Annotated in this window: 24 protein-coding genes and 1 pseudogene; 11 read left to right on the forward strand and 14 right to left on the reverse strand. The window is 67.7% G+C overall.

What is annotated here, in order from left to right:
• Window positions 1-7: 7 nt before the first annotated feature.
• The 3 genes from uvrA to IT306_03720 all read left to right on the forward strand — a co-directional run bounded on the left by uvrA (window position 8) and on the right by IT306_03720 (window position 5,177).
• Window positions 8-3,121: an excinuclease ABC subunit UvrA gene (uvrA, locus tag IT306_03710; GenBank protein ID MCC7367502.1), complete on the forward strand. Its 3,114-nt coding sequence runs from the start codon at window positions 8-10 to the stop codon at window positions 3,119-3,121.
• Window positions 3,122-3,225: 104 nt separating this feature from the next.
• Window positions 3,226-3,753, forward strand: coding sequence for a Uma2 family endonuclease (locus IT306_03715; GenBank protein ID MCC7367503.1), 528 nt, complete (start codon window positions 3,226-3,228; stop codon window positions 3,751-3,753).
• A gap of 248 nt (window positions 3,754-4,001) precedes the next feature.
• A complete protein-coding gene (locus tag IT306_03720) occupies window positions 4,002-5,177 on the forward strand; it encodes a thiolase family protein (protein ID MCC7367504.1) in 1,176 nt (391 codons plus the stop codon).
• 278 nt (window positions 5,178-5,455) lie between these two features.
• On the opposite strand, the gene IT306_03725 is transcribed toward IT306_03720, so the two are convergent.
• From IT306_03725 to IT306_03750, 6 genes and pseudogenes are all read right to left on the reverse strand, one after another.
• The gene (locus IT306_03725) at window positions 5,456-6,331 is read right to left on the reverse strand and encodes a serine/threonine protein kinase (GenBank protein ID MCC7367505.1); all 876 of its coding nucleotides are present in this window, start codon (window positions 6,329-6,331) and stop codon (window positions 5,456-5,458) included.
• A gap of 35 nt (window positions 6,332-6,366) precedes the next feature.
• Window positions 6,367-6,507, reverse strand: a pseudogene (locus tag IT306_03730) (transposase).
• Window positions 6,508-6,775: 268 nt separating this feature from the next.
• Window positions 6,776-7,375, reverse strand: coding sequence for a hypothetical protein (locus IT306_03735; protein MCC7367506.1), 600 nt, complete (start codon window positions 7,373-7,375; stop codon window positions 6,776-6,778).
• Window positions 7,365-7,724: a PadR family transcriptional regulator gene (locus tag IT306_03740; GenBank protein ID MCC7367507.1), complete on the reverse strand. Its 360-nt coding sequence runs from the start codon at window positions 7,722-7,724 to the stop codon at window positions 7,365-7,367. The genes IT306_03735 and IT306_03740 overlap by 11 nt, the downstream gene beginning before the upstream one ends.
• Before the next feature lie 32 nt (window positions 7,725-7,756).
• Entirely contained in the window at window positions 7,757-8,329 is a 573-nt protein-coding gene (locus tag IT306_03745; protein ID MCC7367508.1) for a hypothetical protein, read from the reverse strand.
• Window positions 8,330-8,419: 90 nt separating this feature from the next.
• On the reverse strand, window positions 8,420-9,499 hold the full coding sequence (locus IT306_03750; GenBank protein ID MCC7367509.1) for an Ldh family oxidoreductase: 1,080 nt from the start codon (window positions 9,497-9,499) through the stop codon (window positions 8,420-8,422).
• A gap of 225 nt (window positions 9,500-9,724) precedes the next feature.
• Here IT306_03750 and IT306_03755 point away from each other — a divergent pair, with 225 nt between their 5' ends.
• Window positions 9,725-11,173: an amidase gene (locus tag IT306_03755; protein MCC7367510.1), complete on the forward strand. Its 1,449-nt coding sequence runs from the start codon at window positions 9,725-9,727 to the stop codon at window positions 11,171-11,173.
• Between the two features lie 114 nt (window positions 11,174-11,287).
• On the opposite strand, the gene IT306_03760 is transcribed toward IT306_03755, so the two are convergent.
• A complete protein-coding gene (locus tag IT306_03760; protein MCC7367511.1) occupies window positions 11,288-11,707 on the reverse strand; it encodes a hypothetical protein in 420 nt (139 codons plus the stop codon).
• A 150-nt stretch (window positions 11,708-11,857) separates the two neighbouring features.
• Window positions 11,858-13,558 (reverse strand): hypothetical protein, encoded by a 1,701-nt coding sequence (locus IT306_03765; GenBank protein ID MCC7367512.1) that lies wholly within the window; start codon window positions 13,556-13,558, stop codon window positions 11,858-11,860.
• A 326-nt stretch (window positions 13,559-13,884) separates the two neighbouring features.
• Here IT306_03765 and maf point away from each other — a divergent pair, with 326 nt between their 5' ends.
• Window positions 13,885-14,640 carry a septum formation protein Maf gene (gene maf, locus IT306_03770; GenBank protein ID MCC7367513.1) on the forward strand — a complete coding sequence of 252 codons (756 nt, stop codon included), beginning with the start codon at window positions 13,885-13,887 and terminating at the stop codon, window positions 14,638-14,640.
• Window positions 14,641-14,727: 87 nt separating this feature from the next.
• On the opposite strand, the gene IT306_03775 is transcribed toward maf, so the two are convergent.
• Genes IT306_03775 through IT306_03785 form a run of 3 tightly spaced genes read right to left on the reverse strand, consistent with a single transcriptional unit; the run spans window position 14,728 to window position 16,700 of the window.
• Complete coding sequence (locus IT306_03775; GenBank protein ID MCC7367514.1) at window positions 14,728-15,555, reverse strand: transglutaminase family protein; 828 nt, start codon at window positions 15,553-15,555, stop codon at window positions 14,728-14,730.
• 42 nt (window positions 15,556-15,597) lie between these two features.
• Complete coding sequence (locus IT306_03780) at window positions 15,598-16,185, reverse strand: phosphonopyruvate decarboxylase (protein MCC7367515.1); 588 nt, start codon at window positions 16,183-16,185, stop codon at window positions 15,598-15,600.
• Window positions 16,186-16,187: 2 nt separating this feature from the next.
• Complete coding sequence (locus IT306_03785) at window positions 16,188-16,700, reverse strand: thiamine pyrophosphate-binding protein (GenBank protein ID MCC7367516.1); 513 nt, start codon at window positions 16,698-16,700, stop codon at window positions 16,188-16,190.
• A gap of 182 nt (window positions 16,701-16,882) precedes the next feature.
• Here IT306_03785 and IT306_03790 point away from each other — a divergent pair, with 182 nt between their 5' ends.
• A complete protein-coding gene (locus IT306_03790) occupies window positions 16,883-18,025 on the forward strand; it encodes a response regulator (GenBank protein MCC7367517.1) in 1,143 nt (380 codons plus the stop codon).
• A gap of 127 nt (window positions 18,026-18,152) precedes the next feature.
• Window positions 18,153-19,340 (forward strand): MFS transporter, encoded by a 1,188-nt coding sequence (locus tag IT306_03795; GenBank protein ID MCC7367518.1) that lies wholly within the window; start codon window positions 18,153-18,155, stop codon window positions 19,338-19,340.
• On the opposite strand, the gene IT306_03800 is transcribed toward IT306_03795, so the two are convergent.
• Window positions 19,223-19,816 (reverse strand): hypothetical protein, encoded by a 594-nt coding sequence (locus IT306_03800; protein MCC7367519.1) that lies wholly within the window; start codon window positions 19,814-19,816, stop codon window positions 19,223-19,225. The genes IT306_03795 and IT306_03800 overlap by 118 nt on opposite strands.
• 67 nt (window positions 19,817-19,883) lie before the next feature.
• On the opposite strand from IT306_03800, the gene IT306_03805 reads away from it, so the two are divergent.
• Window positions 19,884-20,579, forward strand: coding sequence for a response regulator transcription factor (locus IT306_03805; GenBank protein MCC7367520.1), 696 nt, complete (start codon window positions 19,884-19,886; stop codon window positions 20,577-20,579).
• The gene (locus IT306_03810; GenBank protein MCC7367521.1) at window positions 20,576-21,826 is read left to right on the forward strand and encodes a HAMP domain-containing histidine kinase; all 1,251 of its coding nucleotides are present in this window, start codon (window positions 20,576-20,578) and stop codon (window positions 21,824-21,826) included. Before IT306_03805 ends, IT306_03810 begins: the two co-directional genes overlap by 4 nt.
• Before the next feature lie 51 nt (window positions 21,827-21,877).
• On the opposite strand, the gene IT306_03815 is transcribed toward IT306_03810, so the two are convergent.
• Window positions 21,878-23,851 carry a peptide ABC transporter substrate-binding protein gene (locus tag IT306_03815; protein MCC7367522.1) on the reverse strand — a complete coding sequence of 658 codons (1,974 nt, stop codon included), beginning with the start codon at window positions 23,849-23,851 and terminating at the stop codon, window positions 21,878-21,880.
• 238 nt (window positions 23,852-24,089) lie between these two features.
• On the opposite strand from IT306_03815, the gene IT306_03820 reads away from it, so the two are divergent.
• Together IT306_03820 and IT306_03825 are read left to right on the forward strand one after the other, a co-directional pair.
• The gene (locus IT306_03820) at window positions 24,090-24,230 is read left to right on the forward strand and encodes a hypothetical protein (GenBank protein ID MCC7367523.1); all 141 of its coding nucleotides are present in this window, start codon (window positions 24,090-24,092) and stop codon (window positions 24,228-24,230) included.
• A gap of 33 nt (window positions 24,231-24,263) precedes the next feature.
• Window positions 24,264-24,542 carry a hypothetical protein gene (locus IT306_03825; GenBank protein ID MCC7367524.1) on the forward strand — a complete coding sequence of 93 codons (279 nt, stop codon included), beginning with the start codon at window positions 24,264-24,266 and terminating at the stop codon, window positions 24,540-24,542.
• On the opposite strand, the gene IT306_03830 is transcribed toward IT306_03825, so the two are convergent.
• The gene (locus tag IT306_03830) at window positions 24,503-26,608 is read right to left on the reverse strand and encodes a diguanylate cyclase (protein MCC7367525.1); all 2,106 of its coding nucleotides are present in this window, start codon (window positions 26,606-26,608) and stop codon (window positions 24,503-24,505) included. The genes IT306_03825 and IT306_03830 overlap by 40 nt on opposite strands.
• Window positions 26,609-26,755: the final 147 nt, after the last annotated feature.

Below are 26,755 nucleotides of genomic sequence, written 5' to 3' on the forward strand. Positions count from 1 at the left end.
GAGCCGTATGCCGCTGGATCAGATCGTCGTCAAGGGCGCCCGCCAGCACAACCTGAAGAACATCGACGTGACCATCCCGCGCGACAAGCTGGTCGTGATCACCGGCCTGTCTGGCTCGGGCAAGTCCTCGCTGGCGTTCGACACGATCTACGCCGAGGGACAGCGTCGGTACGTCGAGTCGCTCTCGTCGTACGCGCGGCAGTTCCTGGGCCAGATGGACAAGCCCGACGTCGACTTCATCGGCGGGCTGTCGCCGGCCATCTCCATCGACCAGAAGGGCGCGAGCCACAACCCGAGGTCAACCGTCGGCACCGTCACCGAGATCTACGACTATCTCCGACTGTTGTTCGCGCGGATCGGCAAGCCGCACTGCCCGAAGTGCGGACGGCTGGTGCAGCAGCAGTCCGCCGAGCAGATCGTGGATGCCGTGCTGGAGCTGGATCCCGGCTCGCGGATCATGATCCTGGCGCCGCTCGTGCGCGGGCGCAAGGGCGAGTACCACCAGGTCTTCGAGGACGTGCGGAAGGCTGGCTTCGTGCGCGTCCGCGTCAACGGCGAGGTCCGCGACGTAGACGACGAGATCAAGCTCGACCGCTACAAGCAGCACACCATCGAGGTGGTAGTGGACCGTCTGGTTGTGCCTGAGCCGCTGGTGGCCGGCGACGAGGGCAGCGCCGACACCGACACGGGCCGCATCGCGGACTCGGTCGAGCAGGCGCTGAAGCTCGGGAGCGGCACGGTCATCGTCGCGGCGATGGGCGATGAGCCGGCCGAGCACATCTACTCGGAGCACTTCGCCTGCGTCTACGACAACATCTCGCTGGGCGAGATCGAGCCGCGGACGTTCTCGTTCAACAGCCCGCACGGCGCCTGCCCGGACTGCACCGGCCTGGGCCATCGGTTGGAGATCGACCCCGAGCTGGTCATCCCGAACAGGTCGCTCTCGATTGACGGCGGCGCGATCGTGCCCTGGGGCAAGGCCGGCATCAACGGCAACGTCTGGTACCGCGACATCGTCGCGGCGCTGGCGAAGCATCGCGGTTTCTCGCTGACCGCGCCGGTCGCGGACCTGTCGGAAGCTGACCTCCAGGTGCTGCTCTACGGCACGAAGGGCGAGCGCATCCCGATCCGCCACGTCTCGAAGCGTGGCGGCCGGGTCCACGAGTACAAGGTCGAGTACGAAGGCGTCATCACCAACCTGGAGCGACGCTTCAAAGAGACCGAGTCCGACTACATCCGCCAGGACATCGAGCGGTACATGGCGAAGCGCCCGTGCCCGGGCTGCAAGGGCGCGCGTCTGAAGCCGGAGGTGCTGAGCGTCAGCATCATCGGGCGGGCCATCGACGAGGTCACCAACTACTCGGTCGTCAATGCGCTGGCGTTCTTCACGGCGCTGGAAGAGCGGCAGCCGTTCGCGGACGGACCCACGACGAAGACCAGCAAGGCTTCGGCAAAGCTTCGGTTCAAGGACGAGCGTGGGGACATCCTCTCGGACCGTGACTTCACCATCGCGCGGCAGATCCTGAAGGAGATTCGGACCCGGCTGGGCTTTCTGGTCGATGTCGGCCTGGACTATCTGACGCTGGATCGGTCGGCCGGCACGCTCTCCGGCGGCGAGGCTCAGCGGATCCGCCTCGCGACGCAGATCGGCTCTGGCCTGATGGGCGTCCTGTACATCCTGGACGAGCCGAGCATCGGCCTCCACCAGCGTGACAACGCCCGCCTGATCGTGACGCTGGAACGGCTGCGGGATGTCGGCAATACGCTCATCGTGGTCGAGCACGATGAGGAGACGATCCGCGAGGCCGACTACGTCATCGACATCGGTCCTGGTGCGGGCGAGCACGGCGGTCAGGTGATCGCTGCCGGCACCCTGGCCGAGATCGTCGCCTGCGAGGAGTCGCTGACCGGCCAGTTCCTGAGCGGCAAGCAGTATGTGCCGGTCCCTGTTACCCGTCGCCCGGGCAACGGCAAGGCGATCGCGATCGAGGGTGTGACCGAGAACAACCTCAAGAATATCGACGTCACGATCCCGCTCGGGGCGTTTGTGGCCGTGACGGGGGTCTCCGGCTCGGGCAAGAGCACCCTGGTGCGCGAGGTGCTGTACAAGTCGCTGGCCCAGGCGTTGCACAAGGCCCGCGACCGGGCTGGCCGCCACGAGCGGATCAGCGGGTTGGAGCACCTCGACAAGGTCATCGACATCGATCAGTCACCCATCGGGCGGACGCCGCGCTCGAACCCAGCCACCTATACCGGGCTGTTCACGCCGCTCCGTGAGTTGTTCACCCAGGTGCCCGACGCGAAGATCCGTGGCTACAAGCCCGGCCGCTTCTCGTTCAACGTCAAGGGCGGCCGCTGCGAAGCGTGCGAGGGCGACGGTATCCTGCGGATCGAGATGCAGTTCCTGCCGGACGTCTACGTCCCGTGCGAGGTCTGCAAGGGACGCCGCTACAACCGTGAGACCCTCGAAGTGAAGTTCAAGGGCAAGAGCATCTCCGACGTGCTCGACATGACGGTTGGTGAAGCCCTGGAGTTCTTCGACGCGATCCCGCCGATCAAGAACAAGCTTCAGACGCTGTTCGACGTCGGTCTGGGCTACATCCGGCTCGGGCAGCCGGCGACCACGCTCTCAGGGGGCGAGGCGCAGCGGGTGAAGCTCGCCACCGAGCTGTCGCGGCGCGCGACCGGCAAGACCATCTACATCCTGGACGAGCCGACGACCGGCCTGCACTTCGCGGACGTGGCGAAGCTGCTCCAGGTGCTGACCCGGCTGGTGGACACTGGCAACACCGTCGTCGTGATCGAGCATAACCTGGACGTCATCAAGACGGCGGACTGGCTGATCGACCTCGGGCCGGAGGGCGGCGACGCCGGCGGGACGGTGGTCGCCGTCGGGACGCCGGAGCAGATCGCAGGCGCGCCGCAGTCGTACACCGGCCAGTTCCTCAAGCCGATGCTGGGAGACCTGCCGCCGGCTTCGGCGGCGCGGGCTGCGGGGTCCGCGCAAAAGAATGGCGAGGTCGGCAGTGGGAAGTCCGTCAACGGCAAGGCGAACGGCGACGCGCGTGGTACGCTGACCGCTGAGCCATCGAACGACCGCGAGGCGATAGCGGTCTCCTGACCGCCATCGCCCCGCCCCGCTTTCCGTCACGGTCCGCGGCCAAATCCGCCCGGAGGCGCATCGTGAGCATCGCGCGCCGCTACACGCTCGCCGATCTTGAGCTGATGACGCCCCGAGAGGGCGAGCGTCTGGAACTGATCGACGGAGAGCTTTTCGTGTCGCATTCGCCGGCCTGGCAACATCAATATGCAGCTGGGAAGATCCATATTTCGCTCGGTCTCTGGAGTGATGATCGAGGGATCGGTCTGGTCGTCGAGGTACCGGGAATTGTCCTGCCGGGCGAGAGCGGCGTGATTCCCGACGTGATCTGGATGAGCTGGGAGCGCGCGCGGGCCTCGATGGATGCCACCGGCCACTTCACGCAGGCTCCTGAGCTGGTTGTCGAGATCCTGAGCCCTGGATCGGAGAACATCCGGCGCGACCGCCAGGTCAAGTTGAGCCTCTATGCGCGGCACGGCGTCCAGGAATACTGGATCGTGGATCTGGCACGGCAGAGCGTCGAGATCTACCGCCGCGCCGGCGATCAGCTCGCCATGATCGGGACGGCGGTTGACGACGACGTGCTGGAGTCACCGGTACTGCTGCCCGGGTTCAGTATGGCGGTCTCGTGGATCTGGCCGCCGGCCCTCTGACGCTTCGCCCGACGACGCGTGAGCTGACAAGTAGTCCGAGCGGCAGAAGGGTCCGCAGCCGTCGCAGCCACGTCATGCGTGTCGTCCTTCGAGCGTCGTCCACCCTCTCGGTGAGAAGATCGATTGTGCTGGCGCGTATGTGATGCCTCTTTCATTGCAAATAGCATCCGGACCGGGTGCGCCCGACTGGCTACAATTGGGTGCACCATGCAGCGGCCATCGTCTCGCCGGCTGGGGGGAGCGTGCTGATGACGGACGTCTTCATCGTTGGGGCGGCGCGGACGCCGATTGGACGGTTCCTCGGGGGACTGGCCAGCGTCCCGGCCGTTGAGCTGGGCGCGGTGGCAGCGCGGGCGGCGGTCGAGCGATCCGGGATCGATCCACAGTCGGTCGAGGATGTCATCATCGGCAACGTCGTGCAGGCCGGAGTCGGGCAAGCGCCGGCCAGACAGGCTGCACTCGGCGCGGGCCTGCCAGCCTCGGCGTCGGCCACCACGATCAACAAAGTCTGCGCCTCCGGCCTGGAGGCGATCAACGCGGCTGCCCTCTCGATCCGCAATGGCGACGCCGACGTCATCGTGGCCGGCGGCATGGAGAGCATGAGCCGTGCGCCGCACCTGCTGGACGGTATGCGCCAGGGCGTCCGCCTGGGCAATGGCCAGCTCGACGACGCCGTGATTCACGACGGACTCTGGTGTCCGTTTGAGAAGCATCACATGGGCAACGCCGCCGAGGCGATAGCCGAGAAGCATGGCATCAGTCGGGCGGAGATGGACGCGTACGCACTCAACAGCCACCGGAAGGCCGTGGCCGCCATCGAGGCAGGCCGCTTCGACGGCGAGATCGCACCGGTCACCGTAAAGGGCAAGACTGCCACCGTCGTCAGCCGCGACGAGAGTCCCCGCGGCGACACCTCAGCCGAGGCCCTGGCGAAGCTCCGTCCTGCCTTCCTGCCGGATGGCAGCGTCACGGCCGGCAACGCGCCCGGCCTGACGGACGGCGCGGCGGCGCTGGTGGTTGCTGGCGAAGACGCCGTGCGGGCGCAGAACCTCACGCCGTTGGCCCGGGTGGTGGCGCACAGTACGGCGGCCCTCGAACCGCTGTGGCTGTTCGACGCGCCGACCATCGCCATCCAGAAGCTGCTCAAGAAGACGAACACGACGCTGGACGACTACGACCTGATCGAGGTCAACGAGGCGTTCGCGGCGCAGATCCTGGCGAACGGCAAGTCGCTCGGCTGGGACTGGGACCGGGTGAACGTCAACGGCGGGGCGATTGCGCTCGGCCACCCGATAGGCGCGACCGGCGCACGGATCGTGGTGACGCTGCTGCACGCACTCCAGCAGCGCGGCGTGAGGCGCGGCATGGCCGGGCTGTGCCACGGTGGCGGCGGTGCCGTCGCGATGAGCTTCGAGCTGGTGTAGAGCGACAGGCTCAGAGGCTCTGTCGGTGCGTCGCGCGGCTCGTGGTCTGTCAGTCGTGAACGACCGGGTCGGGTCACTCGATGCTTCCGCCGTCATCCCGAGCGAAGCGACCCATTCGGCACGCTCAGGGCAAGCCTGAGACCTCCCCCCGTCATCCCGAGCGGCGTGAGGCTGCTCCCTTCACCGTCATCCCGAGCGGAGTGAGCGTGCGAACGCAGTCGAGGGATCGAGCCTGGCCAGAGCCTCCTGGCTCTCCCTCACTTTTGGTGAGAGCCATGCTAAGTATGGTCGGGAGTCGCGAGAGAATCGTTCGACTGTGCTCTTGCGGTCCGCCAAGCATGGCAGAAGGCGGCCATCGAGTTGAACCGGTGTGAACGCCTTGGGTCGCACGCCTTGGCGACGATCTGGAAGAGGGCGAGCGATCCGCGAAAAGTATCCGTGTCGAGCGTACCGTCGGAGAGCAACACCAGCGCCGTTCTGCCCATCACGAAGACGTTGGTCCGCTCGTCGATCAGTGCCCCCAATACGAACTCTTCCGGCGCCATGAAGCGCGTGGAGCCGAACATGCGCCCCATCGAGTTGTGGAACGGGCTTGGCGCGTACGTGTCGAGGTCGATCACTCCGAGACGCCCCGCCGCGAAATCGTAGATCAGACACCCATCGTAGAAGTCGATCGCGATCCATCCGGCCCGCACGATCTGGTCATGCAGGTCGTAGATGGCGTCGAGGCAGCCCAGGATCACGTCCGCCGGCAGGCTGCGAAACCGCTGGAATGCGCTCGTGGGATCGTCTCGTTGGGCATGGGGCGTGTTGAGCAGCTCGCCGTCGAGCCACTCGTAGATCAGCAAGGGGCCGGTCGGCGACTCGATGACATGGTAGAGACTTGGTAAGGTCACATGCTCACAGCTCCTGCGCAGGCGAACCGCGTTGCGGAGCAGCGCGATGCGGGCTGGATGGTCGAGGGCGGGGAGCGGATCGTCTGGGCGTCCAGCCGTCTTGACGAAGTAGCGTTGCGCGCCGATCCGGACGCCGTAGGAAACATTGCCAGAATCCTGGGTCAGCGCGCCGAACTCGGCAAACACCGTACCCACCGAGCGCAAATATTGCTCGGCGGCCAGATCAACTACGTCATGGTCCAACAGAGGGTGTGGCATCGGCGGCTCCGTCCTCGCCTCGCTAGGCTACCGCATCAGGCTACATGCAGAAGACGACGTCGTAGCAGGTCGGAGTTGGCTCGCCCATACATCTGCCGCTTCAGCAGCTTCAGCTTGTTGACTTGGCCCTCGGTCTGACCGTTGCTCCACTCCAGCGTCAGCCCAGCCTCGATCGCTTCTCGATCATCCGTCAAACCACGCGCGAACCGATCCAACTCCGGGATCTCACTGGTGGTGGCCCGCGCCAGCCAGGCATCGATCCCCTGGCCCGTCCGCTCACGAGCCATCGCGACGAACTCCTGGGCCAGCTCGTAGGCGTGGGCGATCGTCGGCTCCTGGTCACACAGCCGCTTCAGGTAGTCCCTCTCCACTCCGCTCGTTCCTCGCTACAGTCGGGATGACGATGGGCACCGAGCGACCCTGCGATTCACGCTTGCCGAGCCATTAGTCGCAGTTTGGCACGCCCGAACGGCAGGCGATCTGATCCACAATGAGCGCGCCCCAGGTCTGCGAGAGGTAGACCAGGATGACCGCACCCACGATCAAGTTGAGCGGATAGAGCGCACGGCGCTTGTCAGGCCCGATCCGCCTGAGCATCGGTGATAGGTTCAGGAGGAACGCCATCGGCAGGAGGATGAGACTGCCGATCATGAACGCGAAGCCGAGCGTGTTCGGCTGATCGCCATCATCGGTGAGCATGTACTTGAGTGCACGCTCGATGGGCCGCAGGTCGAACACGATGGTCGTGTAGAGCACGATGAGCGGCATGGAGAGGATGACGCTGACCAGGGCCGCCAACCTCGGTTTCGTAGTGATATTCTCGAGGCGACGCAGTTGCTCCTTGAGCGCTCCGGCGGCCGTCTCGGTGCATAGCCAGAGCACGGTTGGCAGCTGACGCAACCTGGGTCGGCCGCGATTCTCGTTCAGGATGTCCGCGAACGTCTGGTCCATCGAAGCGCCCAGGCGTTCCCGGAACGCGCGTGGATAGAGCAGCAGGATCAGCCCATAGAGTACCCGCGCAGCCGAGCGGCCATCACGCGCCATAGCTGAACGGCTGCGGAAACAGCCTCCGCTCCTGTGCAAGCGACACGAGGTTTCGGTACCGTGAAAGCTCCGCGGTCAGGGCCTCAGTACCGAGACTCGTGATCTGATAGTAGATGCGACGCTGGTCGTTCAACTCGAGGTCCACGCGCTCCGTGGACTCCCTCACGAGGCCAGCGTCCAGCATTCGCTTGAGCGAGCCGTATAGCGTGCCCGGACCCATCGAGACGGAACCGCGTGAGTCCGCCTCGACCTGCTTCATGATGCCGTAGCCGTGCCGTTCTGCCGTGGAGAGGGCGAACAGGATGTGGAACACGGCGGGGGTCAGCGGGGCAGAGCTGGAGGTCGTCATGCTGCCAGGATATATCCGCCACGGATATAGTGTCAAGAGCCGGGAGCGCGGCACCAGACCACGATGTTGCGCCGCACCAGCCGCTTCTCGGTGATGCGGAACACCCGCTCGATGCGGGCGAGCCGGTCGTAGAGGCGGCGCTCGTAGAACAGGTTGAACACGGCCACGCCGCGCGGCCCCAGGAGCGTCTTCAGCCTCCTCAGGAACGGCCGTCCGACGACCCCGTGTGCCATCACGTTGCCACGATACAGATCGACGGCCACGTAGTCGGCATGCTCGCCGCGAGCGACCGCCTCGGCCAGGTAGGCGAAGGCGTCTGCCTCGACGATCTCCAGGCCAGAGACCTCGCGCAGCAGTTCGGCGGCGAACACGACGACGCCGGGGTCATTGTCGACGCCGATGATGGTGACGCCGGGGAACCTGGCGTCCAGCAGCCGCGCGATGGTGCCGGCCCCGAGGCCCAGCAGCACGGCGCGGTCGGGCCGGACATCCGGCACCATCCGACGCCAGTAGCCCTCGGGGTCGTCATCCAGGACCGATTGGACGGTCCCGTCCACCAGCAGGACGGGCCGCCCATCGTCTTCGCCAAGGCGGACCTCAGTCAAGGCGGACCTCAGTCAAGGCGGACCTCAGTCAAGGCGGACCTCAGTCAAGGCGGACCTCAGTCAAGGCGCTGCCTCGGCGTTCGCCAACGCCTACTCGACGGCCACCGGCGTCGGGAGCGGCACGCCTACCTCGGAGGCCAGCTCCGTCAGACGGCCCACGACTTCCTTGTGGTACGGAATGCCGTCCTTCGTGCGCTGCTGCTCGATGGTGACCTCGCGCTCGCCGTGTACCAGCACGCCCAGCGACCCTTCGGCCGGCTCGGTGGCCTTGAGGTAGGCGACCAGTCGATCCATGATCGCCTTGAAGTTCTCCACCGAGCCGAAGTGCTCGATGGCCAGCGCGCCCTGGAAGTGGCAGGTGCCGCCCGAGCGACCGTCACGCAGCTCGCCGATGTGGCCCGCGCCCGAGAGCACGCCGGCCAGCACGTCGATCATTACCGAGAGGCCGTACCCCTTGTAGCCGCCGGTCGACGGCCCGCCCCCCAGCGGCAGAATCGCGCCGCCCTTCCACCAGTCATTCGGATCGTTGGTGTCGTTGCCCTTGGCGTCGACGATCCAGCCGGTGGGGATCTGCTGCTCCTTCATCCTCGCCAGCTCGAGCTTGCCGGCCGCCACGACGCTGGTGGCGATATCGAGAATGAACGGCATCGCGGCGCCAGCCGGGGCAGCGACGCTCATCGGATTGATGCCGACCCGCCGGCCGCGCCCGCCCGTCGCCACGACGCCGAGGCCGCCGACCGTCATCGAGAAGCCGATCATGTTGTGCGGCAGCGCCATCTGGCTGTAGTGCGATGATGCGCCGTAGTGGTTGCTGCCGCGAATCGAGACGAAGCCTGCGCCCGTCTCCTTCGCCTTGGCAATCGCCAGATCCATCGCGACGGTGCTGGCGACCGGGCCGAGGCCGTTCTGCCCGTCGATGACGGCCGTCGAGGCCGCCTCGTGCACGATCTCGGGCTGGGCCCTACCGTCGATAGCGCCGCTCTTGAGGCCGCCGGCGTAGCTGGCGACCGTCACCCGGTTCAGTCCATGCGAGTCGATGCCCATCAGGTCGGCGTGGATCAGCGCGTCGGTCGTCATCCTGGCATCGTCGGCCGAGGTGCCCAGCTTCTGGAAGACAGCGCTCGTCCACTGCTTGATCTCGGTCGCGTCGAACCGCGAGTAGTCAGCCATCGGTCGGTCCCCTTCTGTCGTCGTCGAACAGTGTGGTTGGGTGACAGCAGGATACCAGCCTCAGGTGGGCGATGGCGGCCCGAGCGTTGATGGCGATGTCCGGTCGACAAGTTGCAGCCGCCGCGCCGAGCGGTCATGATGCCGCGAACGCCGACTCGGGCCGCTGCCGCGCCGCGCTATGCGGTCGGCAGCTGATGCGCGAGGCCCGGCGCGGAGATGTGAACCGTGGATGCCGCTGACCTCTGCTACACCTCAGCGCTCGACCTCGGGCGCATGATCCGCGCTCGCGAGGTCTCGCCGGTCGAGATCGCCTCGACGGTGCTCGAACGACTCGACCGTCTCAATCCGACCCTCAACGCGTTCTTGACGCCGACGCCAGAGATCGCCATGGACTGCGCCCGAGCCTCGGAGGAGCGAGCGCGCAAGGGCGAGCTGCTCGGGCCGCTCGACGGCATTCCTGTCTCGATCAAAGACCTGGAGCCGATGGCCGGCGTGCGCTGCACCTTCGGCTCGAAGTGGACGGAGAACAACATCGCCGCCGAGGACGGCGTCGCGACCTCGCGGATCAGGGCAGCCGGCGGCGTGATGCTCGGCAAGACCAACACGCCGCACTTCGGCTACAAGGACATGTGCGACAACTTCCTGGGGGAGCCGTGCAAGAACCCCTGGAAGCTGGATCGCACGTCCGGGGCGTCGTCCGGCGGCGCGGGATCGGCCGTGGCGGCTGGCATCGGGCCGGTTGCGCACGGCTCCGACGGCGCTGGCTCGGTGCGGATTCCGGCCGCGCTCTGCGGCATCGTCGGCCTCAAGCCGTCGTTTGGCCGCGTGCCCTACAGCCCGATTGCCGACTACTGGGGCGGTCGCAGCCACGTCGGGCCGATGACCCGCACGGTGCGCGACGCGGCGATGCTGCTCGGCGTCATGGCCGGCCCGAGCGACCGCGATCCGCTCTCGATTGACGGCCCGGTGCCGGACTTCCTCTCGCTGGTCGAGGGCGACCCTTCGGCAGGCACGCGGCAGGCGCTGAAGGGCCTGCGCGTGGTCTGGAGTCCCGATCTCGGCTACGCACCGGTCGACCGGGAGGTACGGCAGATCGCCGAGGCCGCCGCGAAGCGGTTCGCCGACTTCGGCTGCACGGTCGAGGAGCGCAATCCGGTCTGGGACGACCCCTACGAGTTCCACCGCGTCCTCTACCACGTCGGCGTCGGCACGCGCATCGCCGAGCGCGCCCAGGAGCACCCGGAGTGGATCGAGGCCACGATGCGGGTGATGCTCGAGGATGGCGCGCGCTACTCGGCGTTCGACTACCAGCGGGCGATCATGCAGCGGACGCTGTTCTACAATCAGGCCCGCGCCTGGTTTGAGAACGTCGATCTGCTCCTGACGCCGCAGATGCCGGTGGGCGCGTGGTCGCACCAGCCGGGGCCGAACGAGGGGCCGGCCACCATTGGCGGCGTCAAGCCGCGCTCGATGTTCGACCGGCTGCACTTCACCTACCCGTTCAACCTGACGAACCAGCCGGCCGCCACGGTTCCGTGCGGCTTCACGTCGGAGGGGCTGCCGGTGGGACTCCAGATCGTCGGGCGCTGGCACGCCGACGCCACCGTGCTCCGCGCAGCGGCCTGCTTCGAGGCGGCCCAGCCGTGGGCGCAGCACCGGCCAGCCCTGGACTGAGGCGCACCGGCGGGCGGCGCCAGCCACGTGCAGCCAACGAAGTGAAACGCCCCCGACTCGCTGACGAGCCGGGGGCGTCGTGCTGCCCGGATGAGGGATCAGCTCAATGGTGTCCTAATCGTCGTCGTCATCGTCCGGGTCGTCGCCCAGGTGCCCGTCGACGCTCATATCCTGCGCTTCGAACAGGATCTCGCTGACCTTCTCACCGGTGACGGTGACGTGGTCGCCCAGGCGGACGCTGTTGAGCGCGATGATGTCGGTCTTCAGGCAGCGCACGGTGACGCGCCCGTCGGTGTTCGCGATGATCATCTCGGGCGGGCTCTTGAGCGTGTCGATCTCCAGAACCTGCCCCGTGGTCTGGCGGTCGTCGCGCTCGGACCGCTGCTTGTCGGTCTTCGCGTCTTCCTTCTTGCCCTTCTTGTCCTTGTCGTCGTCAAAGCTCGGCGCGGCGTAGCCGATGCTTGGCACGGCCAGTGCGGCCGTCAGCGCGATCAGCGCCGACCGGCGGCTCAGCCGAAAACCCGCGTCACGCATGGAAATCCCTCCTCAGGCATAACCACCTCATCGCACAACGAACGAGACGCCCGAAGGTCGCGCCGGGCGCTCGTTCTCCCTGCTTACGGGCGGTGTAGATGACCGTCACGGTCGCAGCGCGCGGAGTATACCGGCCGCCTCACGCCGGTGTCATGGTCCGGGCGTCCAGCCACGCACCGCGAAGACCACGGCTACGCGGTCGCGGTAGACCTCTTCCAGGAGCGGATCGGTCGCGGCGCGACGCAGGAACGCTGCGTGTTGCAGGTCAGTGAAGACCCAGCCGGAGCGGTACTCGTCGCGGATGATCGCGCCGGGATCGGCGACCTCGCCGCGCGTGATCGAACGCCATTGGAGATACAGCGGCCCGTCGTGCAGGTACATGTACGTCGGGTCGAGTCCGAGCAGGTACGTGTTGTGGGTGTTCCAGAAGAAGAGCTCGGGGAAGTCATCCCAGTCGGTCGCGAAGACCCGTGCGCCGGCCGGAGTATTCTGGGACAGCCAGAGCGCCGCGCCTCGATAGCGGGTGTGGTCGCGGGCGCGGCGGGCGTCATCCTGCGCCCGCTCGACGGTGTCCAGCATCTGCGGCGCGATCAGCAAGCAGGCCAGCAGCGCCAGCCCGACTTGCCGGGCAAGTGAGAAGCGCGGGAGACGCGGGGACAGGCGGTTGAAGACGCAGTGATTCCAGGCGAAGGCACAGAACAGCGTCGCGAAGGCCGGCTCGGCCTCGACCCATCGTCGTGAGCGCAGGTAGAGCACCAGGAACGTCACGGCGATGATGGCGAGGGCGGCCACGCGCCCATCCAGGCTGCGCGCCCACGCCCAGGAGGCCGCCAGTACCGAAGGCCTTTGCACCTCTGGAACGTCGGTGGTCTGCCGATCTCGCAGGGCCAGCAGCCACCCGACCACAATGGCCACAAAGCCCAAGGGGACCATCAGCAGCGCCAGCCAGCTCGATTCGAGCAGGTACGAGACATCGTACGGGTACCACTCATTGCCGACCTGGATCACGTCCTCGCTGTGGCTCAAGCCCAGCAGCTGAAAGACCTTCGGCAGCATGTGGAGGTAGGAGAACAGGATGTTGTTCGGAAAGTACGGATTGACGACGTTGCCGAGCAGAACGCCGACCGCTGGATAGAGCACCAGCCCCCAGGTCGGCCGGCGCTGCTCCCACCACTGCCCCAGGAAGATCGCACCGCAGACGCCGAGCAGGAGCGGAAATCCGTCGAACAGCCAGGTGAACAGGAAGCCGATGAGCAGCAGCCAGCGCGCCTTGCCACGAAACGCGACCAGCAGGGTCAGCAGCAGCAGCAGCACGGTGAGCGACTGCCGCCGGGTCATGCTCAGGCGGTAGAGGAACGGTCCAGCCGACGCAAGCGCCAGTCCCAGCCAGATCAGCGACCAGCGGACACGATTCTCGGCCATCACCTGATACAGCAGCAGCAGGGCAGTTGACGCGAAGACCACCGCCGCAAGCTTCGCCCCGATCCGCAGATCGATCAGGGTGAACGGCGCCAGCATCAGGTGAAAGAGCAGATGGTGGTTCGTGAACTCTGTCGGGTTGAGGACCGTCAACTGCAGCCACGGGAAATCGAGCGGCAGCAGGATGCGCCAGCCCTGCTGGGCCATCAGCCAGGCCATCTTGATGTGGTAGTAGCCGTCGATGCCGATGATCGACGGCGTCGACCACTGGATGGTGCTGAACACGATGGCGACCATCGCAGTGGCGATCAGCAGTCCGTCATTGGCAGTGCGCACCACGGCCAGAAGCGCTGAACCAAGCGGAGACGGGCGGTCCGCGCCCGTCTCCTCGGCAGCAGCCACGTTGGCAGCGGCCGGAGCCGGCTCGTGCATGTCCTGAGGGGGCTGGCGGCCGGCGTCCGCGGCGCGGGCAGAGTCCGAAGTGGCCAGCGTGCTACCCTCGGGTGTGGGAACAGCCATCAGGCGGGCGAGGCTGTCAGAATAGGGCTGCGAAACCGGGCGCGTCTAGCGCGCCCGGCTCCCGCAATCGACCGTCGGGGGCCGGCGACCACAGGGAGCTCCATTCCGCCGCACGGCGGGCACCTCGGCGGCAGGAACCCTCGCTGCTGGGATCATACCCTGTGAGCCAGGGTGTGTCAAAGTGATAGGCGTGCGTTTCGCTTGAGGAAAAGACCACCACCGGTGAGACTGTGACACAGATGGCAGAACCTGCTGCTCGCGACAGAATCCCACTTGTGCTGGCCTCGGCGTCGCCGCGCCGTCGCCAGTTAGTCGCCCTGCTCAAGCGCCCGTACCAGGTCGCCGTCGCCGACATCGACGAGTCGCCCGCGGACGGTGAGGAGCCGGCGCTGCTCGCCCAGCGACTGGCCGTGCAGAAGGCCCAGGCCGTCGCGGCGCACCTGTCGAGCGTGGCAGAGGCTGGCCCCGATGTGGCAGAGGCTGGCCCCGCGCGCGAAGACCGCGCTGTCGTGCTGGCGGCCGACACGATTGTCGTGCTGGACGACACCATCCTCAACAAGCCGGCTGACCAGCAGGACGCCCTGCTGATGCTGACCGGGTTGCGCGGGCGGGATCATCGGGTGCTGACCGGGGTTGCGCTGACCGTCGCGGGGCAGGTGGCATGGTCGAGCGTGGTCGAGACGACGGTGTGGATGCGGCGATACGAACTTCCTGAACTGGCCCGCTACATCGCGACGGGCTCGCCGCTCGACAAGGCCGGCGGGTACGGCATCCAGGACGTGCGATTTCGGCCCGTCGAGCGCATCGACGGCTGCTATTCGAACGTCGTCGGGCTGCCGCTCTGCGAGGTCGATCTGGCGCTGCGCCACATTGACGCGCAGGTTGTGAACGGCGGGAGCGTCACGGCGATTGAACGCGGCGTGGTGCAAGGGTCGTGTGGGCCGCTCTGCGAGGCGGCTCGGCGGCGCAGCGCTCGCCGTCGCCGCTCCCGCTAGCGCGTCCGCCTGCTCCGCAGGGGGTCGGCGCCGTTCGTGAGCTTCCCGGCTGCAGTCGGCGCACAGGGTCGCGCGCAGGGGCGCTGCTCAGTTGCGGCGCGACTCCAGCCGGTCGATCAACTCAAGCTGCTCGCGGACGCTGCCGGCGTCGGCCATGTCCACCGCGTTGAGCAGATAGTGCTCGAAGTCGGCGCGGGCGCGGCGCAGATCGCCGAGGCGCAGGTGGGCGTTGGCTCGGTCGCGGTACTCGCCGAGCGCGCCCGGCTGCGTCAGCAGCATCAGATCGACGGTCCGGACGGCCCGCGCCCAGTCCGCCTGCCCGAAGTAGATGCTCTTGAGGTTGTTGAGCGAACGAAACACCATCTGACGCGGCGTCACGGCGGTGAGCATCGACGGAAGCAGCCGGACATTCGGGCCGTAGAGGCCACGCAGACGTGCCTCGCAGGCGGCGTCGTCCATCACCACGCCATCCTGGAACGGATCGAGCAGCACGGGTGAGCGATGGTGGCGCAGCCGCACCAGAAAGTGGCCGGGCATGCCTACACCCTCGAACGGCACGCCCAGCCGCCGCCCGAGCGCGAGGTAGATGGTCGAGAGGCTGATCGGGATGCCCTGACGGCGCTCGATCACGTCGTTCAGATAGCTGTTGCGCGGGTCGTAGTAGCTCTCGGCGTTGCCGTGGAAGCCAAGCTCGACGTGGAGGAACTCGGCGACGATGCGGGCGATATCGAGCGGTTGCTTGGGGCCGAACAGCCGTGGACCGAGCCGTTCGGCGAAGGCGTCAAGCATGTCGAGCCACGCTTCGACGTCGAGGCCGGGGTATTCAGCGGCCGAGAACAGCAGCGCTGCTCGGTCGATCTCGATCTCGTCATCGTCCTGGCCCATCAGCTCGGCAAAGGCATCCATCGGGTCCACCAGTCGCTCTCCCCCAATTCTGCCCGTGCCGAGCCTCGCCCTTCAGGCCGACGCTGCACCGCTCAGGAACTTCTGGAACGTGTCCGCCAGAACGACGGGATCGTGCAAGAAGTAGTCGGTCTTCTGGCCCTGGAGGTTGATGCGCGCCCGGATCAGCACCGGGCCGTTGACGCCCTTCGCCTCTTCGAGCGCCGCCTCGAGCCCGCCGACCGTGTCCACGTCGTGCGCCAGCATGCCGCAGGCCCGGGCCACGCCCGCGAAGTCCGTGGTGTGGGCGGCAGTCGGCTGGTGGCCGGTCGAGCCGTAGGTGCCGTTGTCGAGGATGACCAGGATCATCTTCTCGGGCTTGAGCATGCCGATGGTCGTGAGCGCCGAAAAGCCCATCAGCAGGCCGCCATCGCCCTCGATGGTGACGACCTTGCCGAATCGGGAGTCCGCGAGGCCCATCGCGAGCCCCAGCCCGATGGCCGGCGGCAGCCCCATCGAGTCGAGAATGTGCAGATGGTTCTTCTTGTAGCCCACGGCCGCCACCATCTCGCGGATCGCCGCGCCGACGTTGACGACAATCGGGTCGGTTGGGAAGGCCGCGTCCACGGCAACCAAGGCATCGGTGCGGGTCATCTCGGCCATGGTCAGCCCCCCATCAGGTTGACGAGCACCATCACCGGGCGGTGGGTGATGCGGCTGAAGTCGTAGGCCTTGACGATGGTGTCTGCCCACTTGTCCACCGGCGTGCGACTGTCCAGGTCGAAGTAGCGCACGTTGGCCGCGTCGAGCACCCCCGGCACCTTCTCGCAGATCATGTGGATCATCGAGTTGTACTCGTTGATGCCGCCGCGTCGAGACACGATGTAGAACTGCGGGATGTGGTAGGCCATCGGGAACGTGGCCAGCGCGGTCAGGAAGTTGCCAACGCCGTTGTCCTGGATGATCGCGACGGCCTTCTTGCCTGCAAGCTCCAGCCCGGCCAGAATCCCGACGCCCTCTTCCTCGCGCGGGATCGGGAACGCCGTCGTGTTCGGCCGCGCCAGCATGTGGTTGATGATCGACACCAGCGTGCTGCTCGGAAGGTGCAGCACGTACTCAGGGTCGATGGTCTCAAGGCCGTCGATAATCGCTTTACTGCGCTCGTCGGGCTCGGGCATCAGCACCGCCTCGTAGATTCGTACCCGGTCTGGGCGTCACGGGCTCCTGATTATAGGCGTCCGTCCCTGACCTGCCCGTCGGCAACGTTATCTTTGCCGAGACGGCCAGCCACCCATATCGGTAACCCGGACGCCGAGACGCTGAGCCGACTTCATGTTGCACCCGGGAGATCGGACCGAGCATGCCGAGGCCACGCATCCTCCTCGTCGACGATGACCGACGGGTTCGCCAGCTCGTTGGCCTGACACTGCCAGCCGACGACTATGAGCTGTCGTTTGCCGAGGATGGCGCGGACGCCATTCGGGCGGCGATGCGGCTGCACCCGGACCTGATCCTCCTGGACTACGCGATGCCCGGCATCCACGGCGTGGACGTCTGCATGGCGATCCGCGCCGAGGCGTCCACCGCGCGCATTCCGATCATCATGCTGACCGGGCACGGCGACGACGAAACGCGCCGCCGGTCGGCGGCAGCCGGCGCCAACGGCTTCCTGACCAAGCCGTTCAGCCCCCTCAGCCTCGAAGAGACCATTCGTGCGCTCCTGGGCGTCGAGAGCGTGTCGAGCGGCGCATCTCCGTCGCGGTCATTCGGGAGGCGGGGACTGGAGCCGCGCCGTCTCCCCCGCATCGCCCCCCAGATGCAGCAGACCGCGTCGCGCGAGCCGGCCGAGCGGGCCACGACCGACTCGGTGGGGGCGGCCGGCAGCCTGCTCGGCAACGGCGTCCTCCGCGACACGTTCCTCTCGACCATCGAAGCGTTGGCAACCGCGTTGGAGCTGCGTGGCGCGCAGGTCGAGGGCCACGCGCAGCGGGTCAGCGTCTACACGGTGGCAGCCGGCCGGCGCATGGGCGTCGACGAGGAAGAGCTGGAACAGATCCGCTGGGGCTCGATCCTCCACGATGTGGGCATGATCTGCGTGCCCGACTCGATCCTGCTCAAGGCCGGACAACTGCTCCCCGAAGAGTGGGCGCTCGTCCGCAAGCATCCTGAGCATGGCGCGCGGCTGCTGGGTCACATTCCTGGCCTCGCGACGGCGCTCGCCATCGTCCGCTTCCACCACGAGCGCTTCGACGGCGCCGGGTATCCGCTCGGCCTGCGCGGCACGGCCATCCCGCTCGGCGCGCGGATCTTCGCCGTCGCGGACGCGTTGGACGCCATCACCACGGACCGTCCCTACCGCCCGACCCGGTCCTGGGAGGAGGCGCGCGTCGAGATCCTCGAAGGACGTGGCACGCACTTCGACCCGAGCGTGGTGGACGTGTTCCTGGAGATCTTTGACGACCTCCACGGTCTGACGAGCGTCGAGCTGCCGTTCAAGGTGTAGCGTCGGCCCGCCGCGCCCGGTCCGCCTGACCGGCTACACTCCGTGCGTGCGCTCGGTATCCGCACGCCCAGCTTCAGAACGCCCTGACTCGTCGCCGCCGCCGACTCCCTCCCTCATTGACCGTGGCATGCACTGGCCAACCGTGGCCCTGGCCTTCACGGCGATGTTCATGCTGATGGGGTCGCGGACGGCGTTTGCTGTGTTGTACCCGGCGATGGTGACGGCCGAGGGCTGGTCGGTGGCCGAGATCAGCAGCGCCTACTCGTCGGGCTTGCTGCTCTACGCGATCCTCGCCATCGGGTTCGGCGTCGGGGTGGACCGGCTGGGCTGCCGCACCATGATGGTGGCCGGCTCGCTCCTGATGGGTATCGGGCTGCTCGTGGCGGCGTCCGCGAGCCAGCTCTGGCAGCTCTACGTGGCCTACCTGATGATCGCCGGGCTCGGGGCCGGCGGCATCGGGTTCATCACGCTGATCAAGACGCTGTCGCTGCGGACCGGACCGCGCTTCGCGACGGCGTTCGGCATCGCCTTCATGGGGCAGGGACTGGGATCGCTGCTGGTCAGCCCGGCCGTGCAGCTGCTGGTGGACGCGCAAGGCTGGCGGCTCGCCACGGTGCTCTGCGGACTCGCCGTCCTGCTCGTGTTGCTCCCGATGGGCGCGCTGCTGGCGCCTGGACGCCACGAGTCCCAGGGGCGCGGCAGTTCGGGCCAGACCGGTGGGAACGACGCGCCGGGCGTCTTGAGCCTGGTCTGCCTGATCTTCGTGATCGCGAATTTCACGCTCGGCTTTCAGATGCTGGTCCCGACGCATCAGGTTGCCTACATGCTCGATCTCCGCCACGCCGCCACCGTGGCCGCCACCGCCGCCGGGGCGTGGGGCCTGATGATGTCGGTCGGATCGTTGGCGGGCGGCTGGCTGGTGGACAAGCTGGGGCTGACCCAGATGCTGATCTACTCGCTGATCGTGTTCGCGCTCGGGACCATTGGCCTCGCGCTGAGTACGCCAGAGGCGGCGTGGCTCCTGGGGGCGTATGTGCTGGCGAGCGGGGTCGGCCGGGGACTGTTCGGGGTGACGCTCGGGGCGGCCCAGACCAGGACGTTTGCCGGTCCGCGCCTGGGCCGCATGACCGGCATCCTGGACATCGGGTTCGGCAGTGGCGCATTCCTCGGACCGTGGGGCGTCGCCGTCTTGCACGATCAAGTCGGGACGTTCGCGCCGGGCTTCCTGGCGACGATCCCTGCGTCCATAGTCTGCGCCGCCTGCACGATTGCGGCGATGCGTCTGCGCTCGGCTGCTGGGGCACGCGGTACGTGATCTGATTCAGCGGGCTGCCGCGCGAGCCTCCGCGGCAGCCTACACGCCTTCGAGGCTGGTCTGGAGCGTCGGCGAGGTCGGGATTCGGCATCCCGGTCAACATCCACGAAGGTATAGCGGACGCGATGGTCGCCGAAGAACTTCGTGGCCCGGCGGCAGTCGCTGCACCGGCTGGTGCCGTACATGGTGATGCCCGGGGGCGTTGGTGTCCGTGCTGCGTCCCGATGACTGGCGGCTTGCTCCTGGCAACCTGCGTGCCGTGGGCTGGCCAGGGCTGACGGGCTGGCGCGGGGCTGAGCCGCGATCCATGGGGATAGTCCCGTGCCGACTTCCGCCGTTACGGTCGGGTGTGGCTGACCGCGCTCGGCAGGCTGCCCGTAAGATCGTCGTAAGAACTGTTGTCGCCTGACCCGACATTCGCCGGCACACTGGCAGGAAGCTCGGATCAAGCTCGCGGGTAGAAGGTCGGCAGGCATGGCGTTCATTGACCAGTGCGACACTCTCCGAACCGGCGACCATCCATCATCCGCGGAAAGAGGAGCCATGAGCGGCGAGCGAATCCTCGTGGTCGATGACGAGGCAATCGTCACCGAGGTCGTGCAGCGGTACCTGCTCCGTGAGGGGTTCCAGGTGGACGCTGCCGCCGACGGACGGACGGCGCTGCGGCTGGCCCGCCAGTCGGCGCCCGATCTCGTGGTGCTGGATCTGATGCTGCCGGAGATCGACGGGCTGGAGGTCTGCCGCCAGTTGCGGGCCGAAACCAGCGTCCCGATCATCATGCTGACGGCCAAGGGCGAGGAGAGCGACAAGATCCTGGGCCTGGGCATCGGCGCGGACGACTACCTGACCAAGCCGTTCAGCCCCGGCGAGCTGATCGCGCGGGTCAAGGCCGTGTTGCGCCGCAGCCAGGCCGTCGCCCTCACGCTGCCCGGCGACGCCCTGCGGCTCGGCGGTCTGCGGATCAACCCGGGCGGCAGGGTCGTCGAGCGGGACGGCCAGGTCGTCCATCTCACCGCCAAGGAGTTCGACCTGCTCTACTTCCTGGCGAAAAGCCCGGGGCAGGTCTTCAGCCGCGAGCAGCTGCTGGACAACGTCTGGGACTTCGAGTGGTACGGCGACCCGAGCACCGTCACGGTCCACATCCGCCGCCTGCGTGAGAAGATCGAGCCGAACCCGGTGCGCCCGCGCTACGTGAAGACCGTCTGGGGCGTCGGCTACAAGGTCGAGCCGCAGCCGTGAGCGGGCGCGTCGGCGGCCTGCTGGCGGCCTATCGCACGCCGCTGCTGGCGTTGGCGAGTGGCATCGTCGGGGCGGCCCTCCTGAGCAAAGGCGTGATGGGGATGCCCGGCTCGGACCTGCGCGACCTGATGATCTGCCTTGCGGCGTCCGGGACCGGTTCGCTGTTGATCGGCGTGGCCGCCATGACGCTCGCGCCACGGGTTGGCCTGGGCGGCCTGCGTGCCCGCCTGCTGCTGGCGCAGTTGCTGGTACTCGGCATCGCGTTTGTCAACATCGTGGTGACTGCCGTGCTGATGTTCATCTCGCCGCACGATCTCGGCTTGCTGGGCCTGCTGCTGGCGTTCGCAGCGGTGGTTGCCGTCGCATTCGCAAGCTGGACAGCCGAGGATGTGCGCCGCGCAGTCGGGCGGATCGGGGTCGCTGCACGTCAGGTGGCCGGCGGATCGGCGGGCATTCGCGTGCAGCCGTCCGGACCCGACGAACTGATCGCCCTCGGACATGACTTCAACCGGATGGCCGAGCAGCTCGAATCCGCGGATCGCCGCCGTCGTGAGATGGAGGATGCCCGCCGCCACCTGTTCGCCGCGATCTCGCACGATCTGCGCACGCCGCTGGCCTCGATCAGGGTCATGGTGGAGGCCCTCAACGATGGCGTGGTCACGGATGCCGAAACGACTCAACGCTACCTGCACACCGTGCTGGGCGAGGTGCAGCGGCTGAACGGCCTGATCGACGACCTCTTCGAGCTGTCGCGGCTCGACGCCGGCGTGCTGACGCTCAACATCGAGCCGGGCTCTCTGCACGATCTGATCTCCGACACCCTCGAATCGCTCCAGCCGCAGGCCCACGAGAAGCAGGTGCGGCTGCAGGGCCACGTCGACGGACACTTGCCGCCGGTCCTGATGGATCACGCCCGCGTGCAGCGCATCCTGGTGAATCTCGTGCAGAACGCCATCCGCCACACCCCGTCCGATGGCTCGATCCTCCTCGAAGCGGCCGAGGAGGCGGACGCCGTGCGGGTGGATGTCGTCGATACCGGCGAGGGGATCGCTCCGACGGATCTCCCGCACATCTTCGAGCGGTTCTATCGCGGCGAGAAGTCGCGGGTGCGCGGGCAGGGCGGGGCCGGGCTTGGCCTGGCCATCGTCCACGGACTGGTGGAGGCGCACGGCGGACGCGTCTGGGCGGAGAGCGCGCCCGGCCAGGGGGCCAGGTTCAGTTTCGTGCTGCCGAAGGCATCGGCATGAGTACAGCCAGGGATCGGCGGCGGTTTCAAACGCCGGGACCGCCTGCCCGGACTACGGCGTCAGCGTCCACTCGGCGATGTTCCAGGTCTCCACGTCGAACGCGCGCGGGGCCGGTCCGCTGAGGCCCGGCGCGCGCGCCCCGACGAAGAGACGGTCCACCAGCGGCACGACCACGCCCGACCCGACGGCCAGCTCGTCGAGGCGCTGCCAGAGCGCCCGCGCTCGCCCTGGGTCCGTCTCGACCAGGACATCGTCGTAGACGCGGTCGTATTCAGGGTCGGCCCACTTGACGATGTTGGCCGGCGCCCAGCTATTCGACTTCTGGGCCCAGTCCTTCGCCGGATCCTTGCCGTAGAACCGCTTCATCAGCGCCGCCGGGAACGGCGAGGTGAACGGCACCGTCAGCATCTGGACGTCGGCCTCAAAGCGGATGACCGCGTCGGGATTGCTGGCCGGCCCGAAGAACGCGCCCGAGTCGACGGCCTTTAGCTCGGTATCGATGCCGAGCTTCTGCCAGCCGTCCTTGATGATGGCCTGCTCCTTCTGCCTGAGCGAGTTGACGCTGGTCGAGAACAGCACGGCCATTCGTGCGCCGCCGGGCGTGCGTCGAATACTATCCGAGCCGCGCTGGTAGCCTGCGCCGTCCAGCAGGCGATTGGCCTCTGGCAGGTCGAACGTCGCGCGGGCGCCGGTCCAGGCCAGATCGGTCGGCGTGGTCAGGACAGTGGCCGCGACCGTCCCGGCCAGCCCGTTGCCGTACAGCACGTCGGCCAGCGTCTGGCGGTCGATGGCGAGCGCCATCGCCTTGCGGACGACGGGATCGGTCAGGAACGGATGGCGGGTGGCCGGTGAGGACCGTTCACCATCGGGCTCGACACCTGGATCGGCCTGATTGAGCAGCAGCAGCTCCACGCCAGCGCCGCCTGATGTGACCACCTCGCCGCGCCCCGACCGCAGGATGTCCTGCAAGACCGGGCCTTCGACCTGGAGATTCCAGGCGTAGTCGAACTCGCCGGTCTGGAGCACGGCCCGCGCGGCGGTGGTGGCGTCGCCGCCGCCCTTCAACTCGACGCGGCCCACCGCCGGCCGGCCAGGAGTCCGATAGCGCGGGTTGGTCACCAGCGTCAGCCGGTCGCCCGGCGCGAAGCTGTCGACCATGTACGGCCCGGTCCCGAACGGCTTCAGGTTGTACGGGGCCGTACGGGCCGCGGCGCCGGCGTATCCGGCAAAGGCGTGCCTCGGGAGCACCATGCCGGTGCTGCCGACGAAGGGGACGTACCAGCCGCCGGTGGCCTCGCGGAACGTCAGCTTGACCGTCAGCGCGTCGAGCGCCTCGACCGAGGCGAGTGGACGGTACGCAGCGGTGGTGGTGGCCGCCGTCTCGGGGTTGGTGATGAAGCTGTAGGTGAACGCCACGTCGTCGGCGGTCAGCGGCTGGCCGTCCGCCCAGGTCAGGCCGGCCTTCAGCCGGTAGACCACCGTCCGGCTGTTTGGAAGACCACCATTCTCACGCGACGGCACGTCCGCTGCCAGGACCGGTTCCAGACGGCCGCTGTTGTCCACGGTCAGCAGCGGCTCCAGACAGCAGCGGGCAGCGAGCAGATCGGCCTGTCCGCTGCTCAGGTACGGATTCAACTGGTTTGGCGCTTGCCAGGAGAGGATCCGGAGCGTCCCGGTCGCAGGTGGTGCGCCGGGCACGGCTGGCGGGGCGACGACCGCCGACGTGGCGGCCGGCGATGCCGAGACGGCCGGCGATGGCGACGCAACGGGCGACGCCGAGGGTGACGGCAGCGGCGCGATGCCCGGCGACGGACTGGTCGTGGTCTGGAGGGCGGGTGACGGACTGGCTGGCGGCATCGCCGGGGCAGCCGTCGGCGCGGCTGTCGGAGCGGCGGGAGCGGCAGTGGTGCAGGCCTGCAACAGCAGGCTCCCGCCAGACAGACCGATCAGGCCGAGAAAGCGCCGCCGACTGACCAGTCGGCGAGTCCTCAGCGGGATTCTCGTTGCATCATCGCGTTGGTACACGTCCCCCGCCACCTACATGCCCCCCTGGTCGGTGTGCTGTGTTCAGGATAGCTGAGTTCGCCCTCATGAACGGCGTAAGCGCTCAAACCAGGATGGGTCACGACAAGATGATCGGAAATCGCCAGGTTTGGGGTGTAACGTCTGGTGCAAAGTGGGGACTGGACCCCTGCGTCATGTCGCTTTCCGCTGAGCGGGCTGCTGATGTGTCGGCGCCGACGCCAGGGAGTCCGTAGCGAACATGCGAGATACAGAGCTGACCTGCCGGGAGCTTGTCGATCTGGTCGCCGAAGACCTGGACGGCGCGCTGTCTGAGGACGATCTCAGGCCAACGGTCCGAGCGACGTTGCTCGGCGTGTTTCGCGACTGGGAGCACCGATGATCTACGGTCTGCCGTTCATGGGGAGGGGCGCCGATGCCCATCAGGTTTGATGCCGTTGCGCCGGCCACCGAGCACGCTCCCGAGTGTGCGATCTGTGGCGCCACCCTGGGCGGCCCGTTCGGAGCGCTGGCGGTGCTGTTCGAGGTAGTGGCGCATGCCTACTCGGAAGCAGCCGAGGCCGCGTCGCCCTGGTCCGGGGACGCGTTCACGGCAGAGGTCGGACCGCACCTGCAGCTCCTGCACCGCACGGCGCTGCGCCTCAGGCACGACGATCAGGCCGTCCGCGCGAGCGACGCCGCGTCGCTCCCGTAGACGGCCCACTGGCCCTTGCCTCGCCGCTTTGCCTCGTACATCGCGGTATCGGCGTGGTGCAGTATCACCTCGGCGCTCAGACTCGGATCGTCGCACAGGGCGATGCCGACGCTTGCACCGACCTGGACACGGTTGCCGTCCAGCACGAACGGCTCTTCCAGCGTGTCCAGGATGCGCTGGGCAATGGCACGCGCCTCGGCGACGTTGACCGGCGCTTCCAGCAGGACGGCCATCTCGTCGCCGCCGAGCCGCGCCACCGTGTCGCCGGGGCGGAGGCACGCCTCCAGGCGGCGGGCCGTCCCGATCAGGAGCCGGTCGCCCATCGCGTGCCCAAGCGTGTCGTTGACACTCTTGAAGCCGTCCAGGTCCGAGAACAGCACGGCGAAGCGCAGGCCCGGCTCGCGGAGAATCCGGCGCACGGCATGCGCCAGCCGGTCTGAGAACAGCGCCCGATTGGGCAGGCCCGTCAACGAGTCGTGCAGCGCGTCATGCCGCAGCTTGTCCTCGACGGCGCGGCAGGCCGTCTCGTCCCGGGCGATGAGCACGCTGTTGGTCAGCGCGCCGTCCTCGTCGTGGATGGTCTGGTACTCGACGGCCACCCAGGTCTCTTCTCCCGAGCGGGTGCGCCAGACATGCTCGACGGTCTGCCCGTCTGGCGTCCGGCCGTCCGCGAACGGCGTCACCGTCGGCGACAGGTCCGAGTCGGCGGCCACGGCCAGCACCTCGGCGGGGCGTCGCCCGAGCACCTCGCCCAGGCTGAAACCGGTCAGTCGCATGAAGCCCGCGTTTGCCCAGATCACCTTGTGAGCGCCGTCGGTGATCAGCACCGCGTTGTCGGTGTGCCGAGCCACCAGCGACAGCAACTGGGCCTCACGGGTGCGCTCGCGAACGCGGTCCTCCAGCGATTGATTCAGCTCGCGTAGCTCGGTCTCGTGCGCCGCCACCTCTGCGATCATCCGGTGGACGGTGCGCGCGAGGCTGCTGAACTCGTCGCGGCCGTTCACCTCGGGCAGCGGCAGATCGCGCTGGCCCAGGCGCACCCGCTCGGCCGTCACGGCGAGCCGACGGAGCGGCCGAAGGATGCGAGCGGCCGACAGCCAGCCGACCACGGCGAAGACCAGGCCGAGGGCGAACGCCACGAGGACGATGGCAAGCTGGATCGCCTGGATGGGCGCCAGTGCGACGTCGCTGCGCTGACGAACCAGGACGATCCACCCCAGGCCCGGGTACGACTGAAAGCCCCGGCTCCGCGCAAAGCCCGTGACGTACTCGACGCCGTCGGGCCACGATTCGATGCGAGCCCCGGTTTGCCCCTGTCTTGCCGCCGAGACGCTCTCCAGCGGGAGCGGCGCTGAGGATTGCATGGAGCCGTCGGGCTGGAGCAGCACCGTGCCATCTGCCCCGAGGATCAGCATCTCGATGCCATGCTCGGAGCCGGCGGACTGCTCCAGCGAAGCCTGAACCTCGCGGGTCCAGGCCCAGCTCGGGTGGGCCACCAGGACGCCTCGCAGCGAGCCGTCCGGTGCGAAGATCGGCGCGGAGATGTCGAGCAGCCGCATGACGCCGTCGCTGGTCTCGGGCAGCAGCCTCGCCAGCAGGATCGCCTCGTGCACGTCGCCGACGGATGGTGCGGTTCGCCCGTTCAGGAACGGTGTGCGCTGGGCCATGCTGACGCCTTCGAGAATGCCGCCCGTGCCCGCCACCACCGTGCCATCGGGCGCAACAACGCCGATCCAGGCGTAGTCGGGGTAGCTGCGCTGGAGCTTCTCCAGCACCTCGCGCTGTTCGGCCACCGTCCACTCGCCGTCTCGCAGTCCAGGGACGGCGGCCAGGACGCTGACATCCTTGTACCGCTCGAACATCTGGCGGTCGAGCTTGTCGGCGGTCTGATACGCCAGCTCGCCAAGCCGGACGCCCGCGAACCGGTGCAGGCTTCGGGCGATCAAGTTGCCGACCAGCAGGCTGACCAGCACCGCGAAGATGAGCGAGCCGGCCGCGAAGGCCAGCCCCACTCGCGCTCGCAGACTTCGGCGTGGATCGAGCCGCGAGACGATGGTGAGCGGCATAGCAACTGGTCTCCTAGAAGTGAGGGGTCATGGAGCGTGGAAGCGGTGCGTCGCCTGATTCAACGGAGCGAACCCGGGAACAGTGGACATTCCGTGGCAAGTGAGCCTGGAGGATCAACGCTACAATCCCGAGCGAGCCTGAGACGG

This window comes from Chloroflexota bacterium (assembly GCA_020850535.1).
Classification (GTDB): domain Bacteria; phylum Chloroflexota; class UBA6077; order UBA6077; family JACCZL01; genus JADZEM01.

What these genes read in the sequence shown, in the direction of transcription:
- uvrA (MCC7367502.1), top strand. Translation starts at nt 8, where the DNA reads ATGCCGCTGGATCAGATCGTCGTCAAGGGCGCCCGCCAGCACAACCTG.
- IT306_03715 (MCC7367503.1), top strand. Translation starts at nt 3,226, where the DNA reads ATGACGCCCCGAGAGGGCGAGCGTCTGGAACTGATCGACGGAGAGCTT.
- IT306_03720 (MCC7367504.1), top strand. Translation starts at nt 4,002, where the DNA reads ATGACGGACGTCTTCATCGTTGGGGCGGCGCGGACGCCGATTGGACGG.
- IT306_03725 (MCC7367505.1), bottom strand. Translation starts at nt 6,331, where the DNA reads ATGCCACACCCTCTGTTGGACCATGACGTAGTTGATCTGGCCGCCGAG.
- IT306_03735 (MCC7367506.1), bottom strand. Translation starts at nt 7,375, where the DNA reads ATGGCGCGTGATGGCCGCTCGGCTGCGCGGGTACTCTATGGGCTGATC.
- IT306_03740 (MCC7367507.1), bottom strand. Translation starts at nt 7,724, where the DNA reads ATGACGACCTCCAGCTCTGCCCCGCTGACCCCCGCCGTGTTCCACATC.
- IT306_03750 (MCC7367509.1), bottom strand. Translation starts at nt 9,499, where the DNA reads ATGGCTGACTACTCGCGGTTCGACGCGACCGAGATCAAGCAGTGGACG.
- IT306_03760 (MCC7367511.1), bottom strand. Translation starts at nt 11,707, where the DNA reads ATGCGTGACGCGGGTTTTCGGCTGAGCCGCCGGTCGGCGCTGATCGCG.
- IT306_03765 (MCC7367512.1), bottom strand. Translation starts at nt 13,558, where the DNA reads ATGCACGAGCCGGCTCCGGCCGCTGCCAACGTGGCTGCTGCCGAGGAG.
- maf (MCC7367513.1), top strand. Translation starts at nt 13,885, where the DNA reads ATGGCAGAACCTGCTGCTCGCGACAGAATCCCACTTGTGCTGGCCTCG.
- IT306_03780 (MCC7367515.1), bottom strand. Translation starts at nt 16,185, where the DNA reads ATGGCCGAGATGACCCGCACCGATGCCTTGGTTGCCGTGGACGCGGCC.
- IT306_03785 (MCC7367516.1), bottom strand. Translation starts at nt 16,700, where the DNA reads ATGCCCGAGCCCGACGAGCGCAGTAAAGCGATTATCGACGGCCTTGAG.
- IT306_03790 (MCC7367517.1), top strand. Translation starts at nt 16,883, where the DNA reads ATGCCGAGGCCACGCATCCTCCTCGTCGACGATGACCGACGGGTTCGC.
- IT306_03795 (MCC7367518.1), top strand. Translation starts at nt 18,153, where the DNA reads ATGCACTGGCCAACCGTGGCCCTGGCCTTCACGGCGATGTTCATGCTG.
- IT306_03800 (MCC7367519.1), bottom strand. Translation starts at nt 19,816, where the DNA reads ATGCCTGCCGACCTTCTACCCGCGAGCTTGATCCGAGCTTCCTGCCAG.
- IT306_03805 (MCC7367520.1), top strand. Translation starts at nt 19,884, where the DNA reads ATGAGCGGCGAGCGAATCCTCGTGGTCGATGACGAGGCAATCGTCACC.
- IT306_03820 (MCC7367523.1), top strand. Translation starts at nt 24,090, where the DNA reads ATGCGAGATACAGAGCTGACCTGCCGGGAGCTTGTCGATCTGGTCGCC.
- IT306_03825 (MCC7367524.1), top strand. Translation starts at nt 24,264, where the DNA reads ATGCCCATCAGGTTTGATGCCGTTGCGCCGGCCACCGAGCACGCTCCC.
- IT306_03830 (MCC7367525.1), bottom strand. Translation starts at nt 26,608, where the DNA reads ATGCCGCTCACCATCGTCTCGCGGCTCGATCCACGCCGAAGTCTGCGA.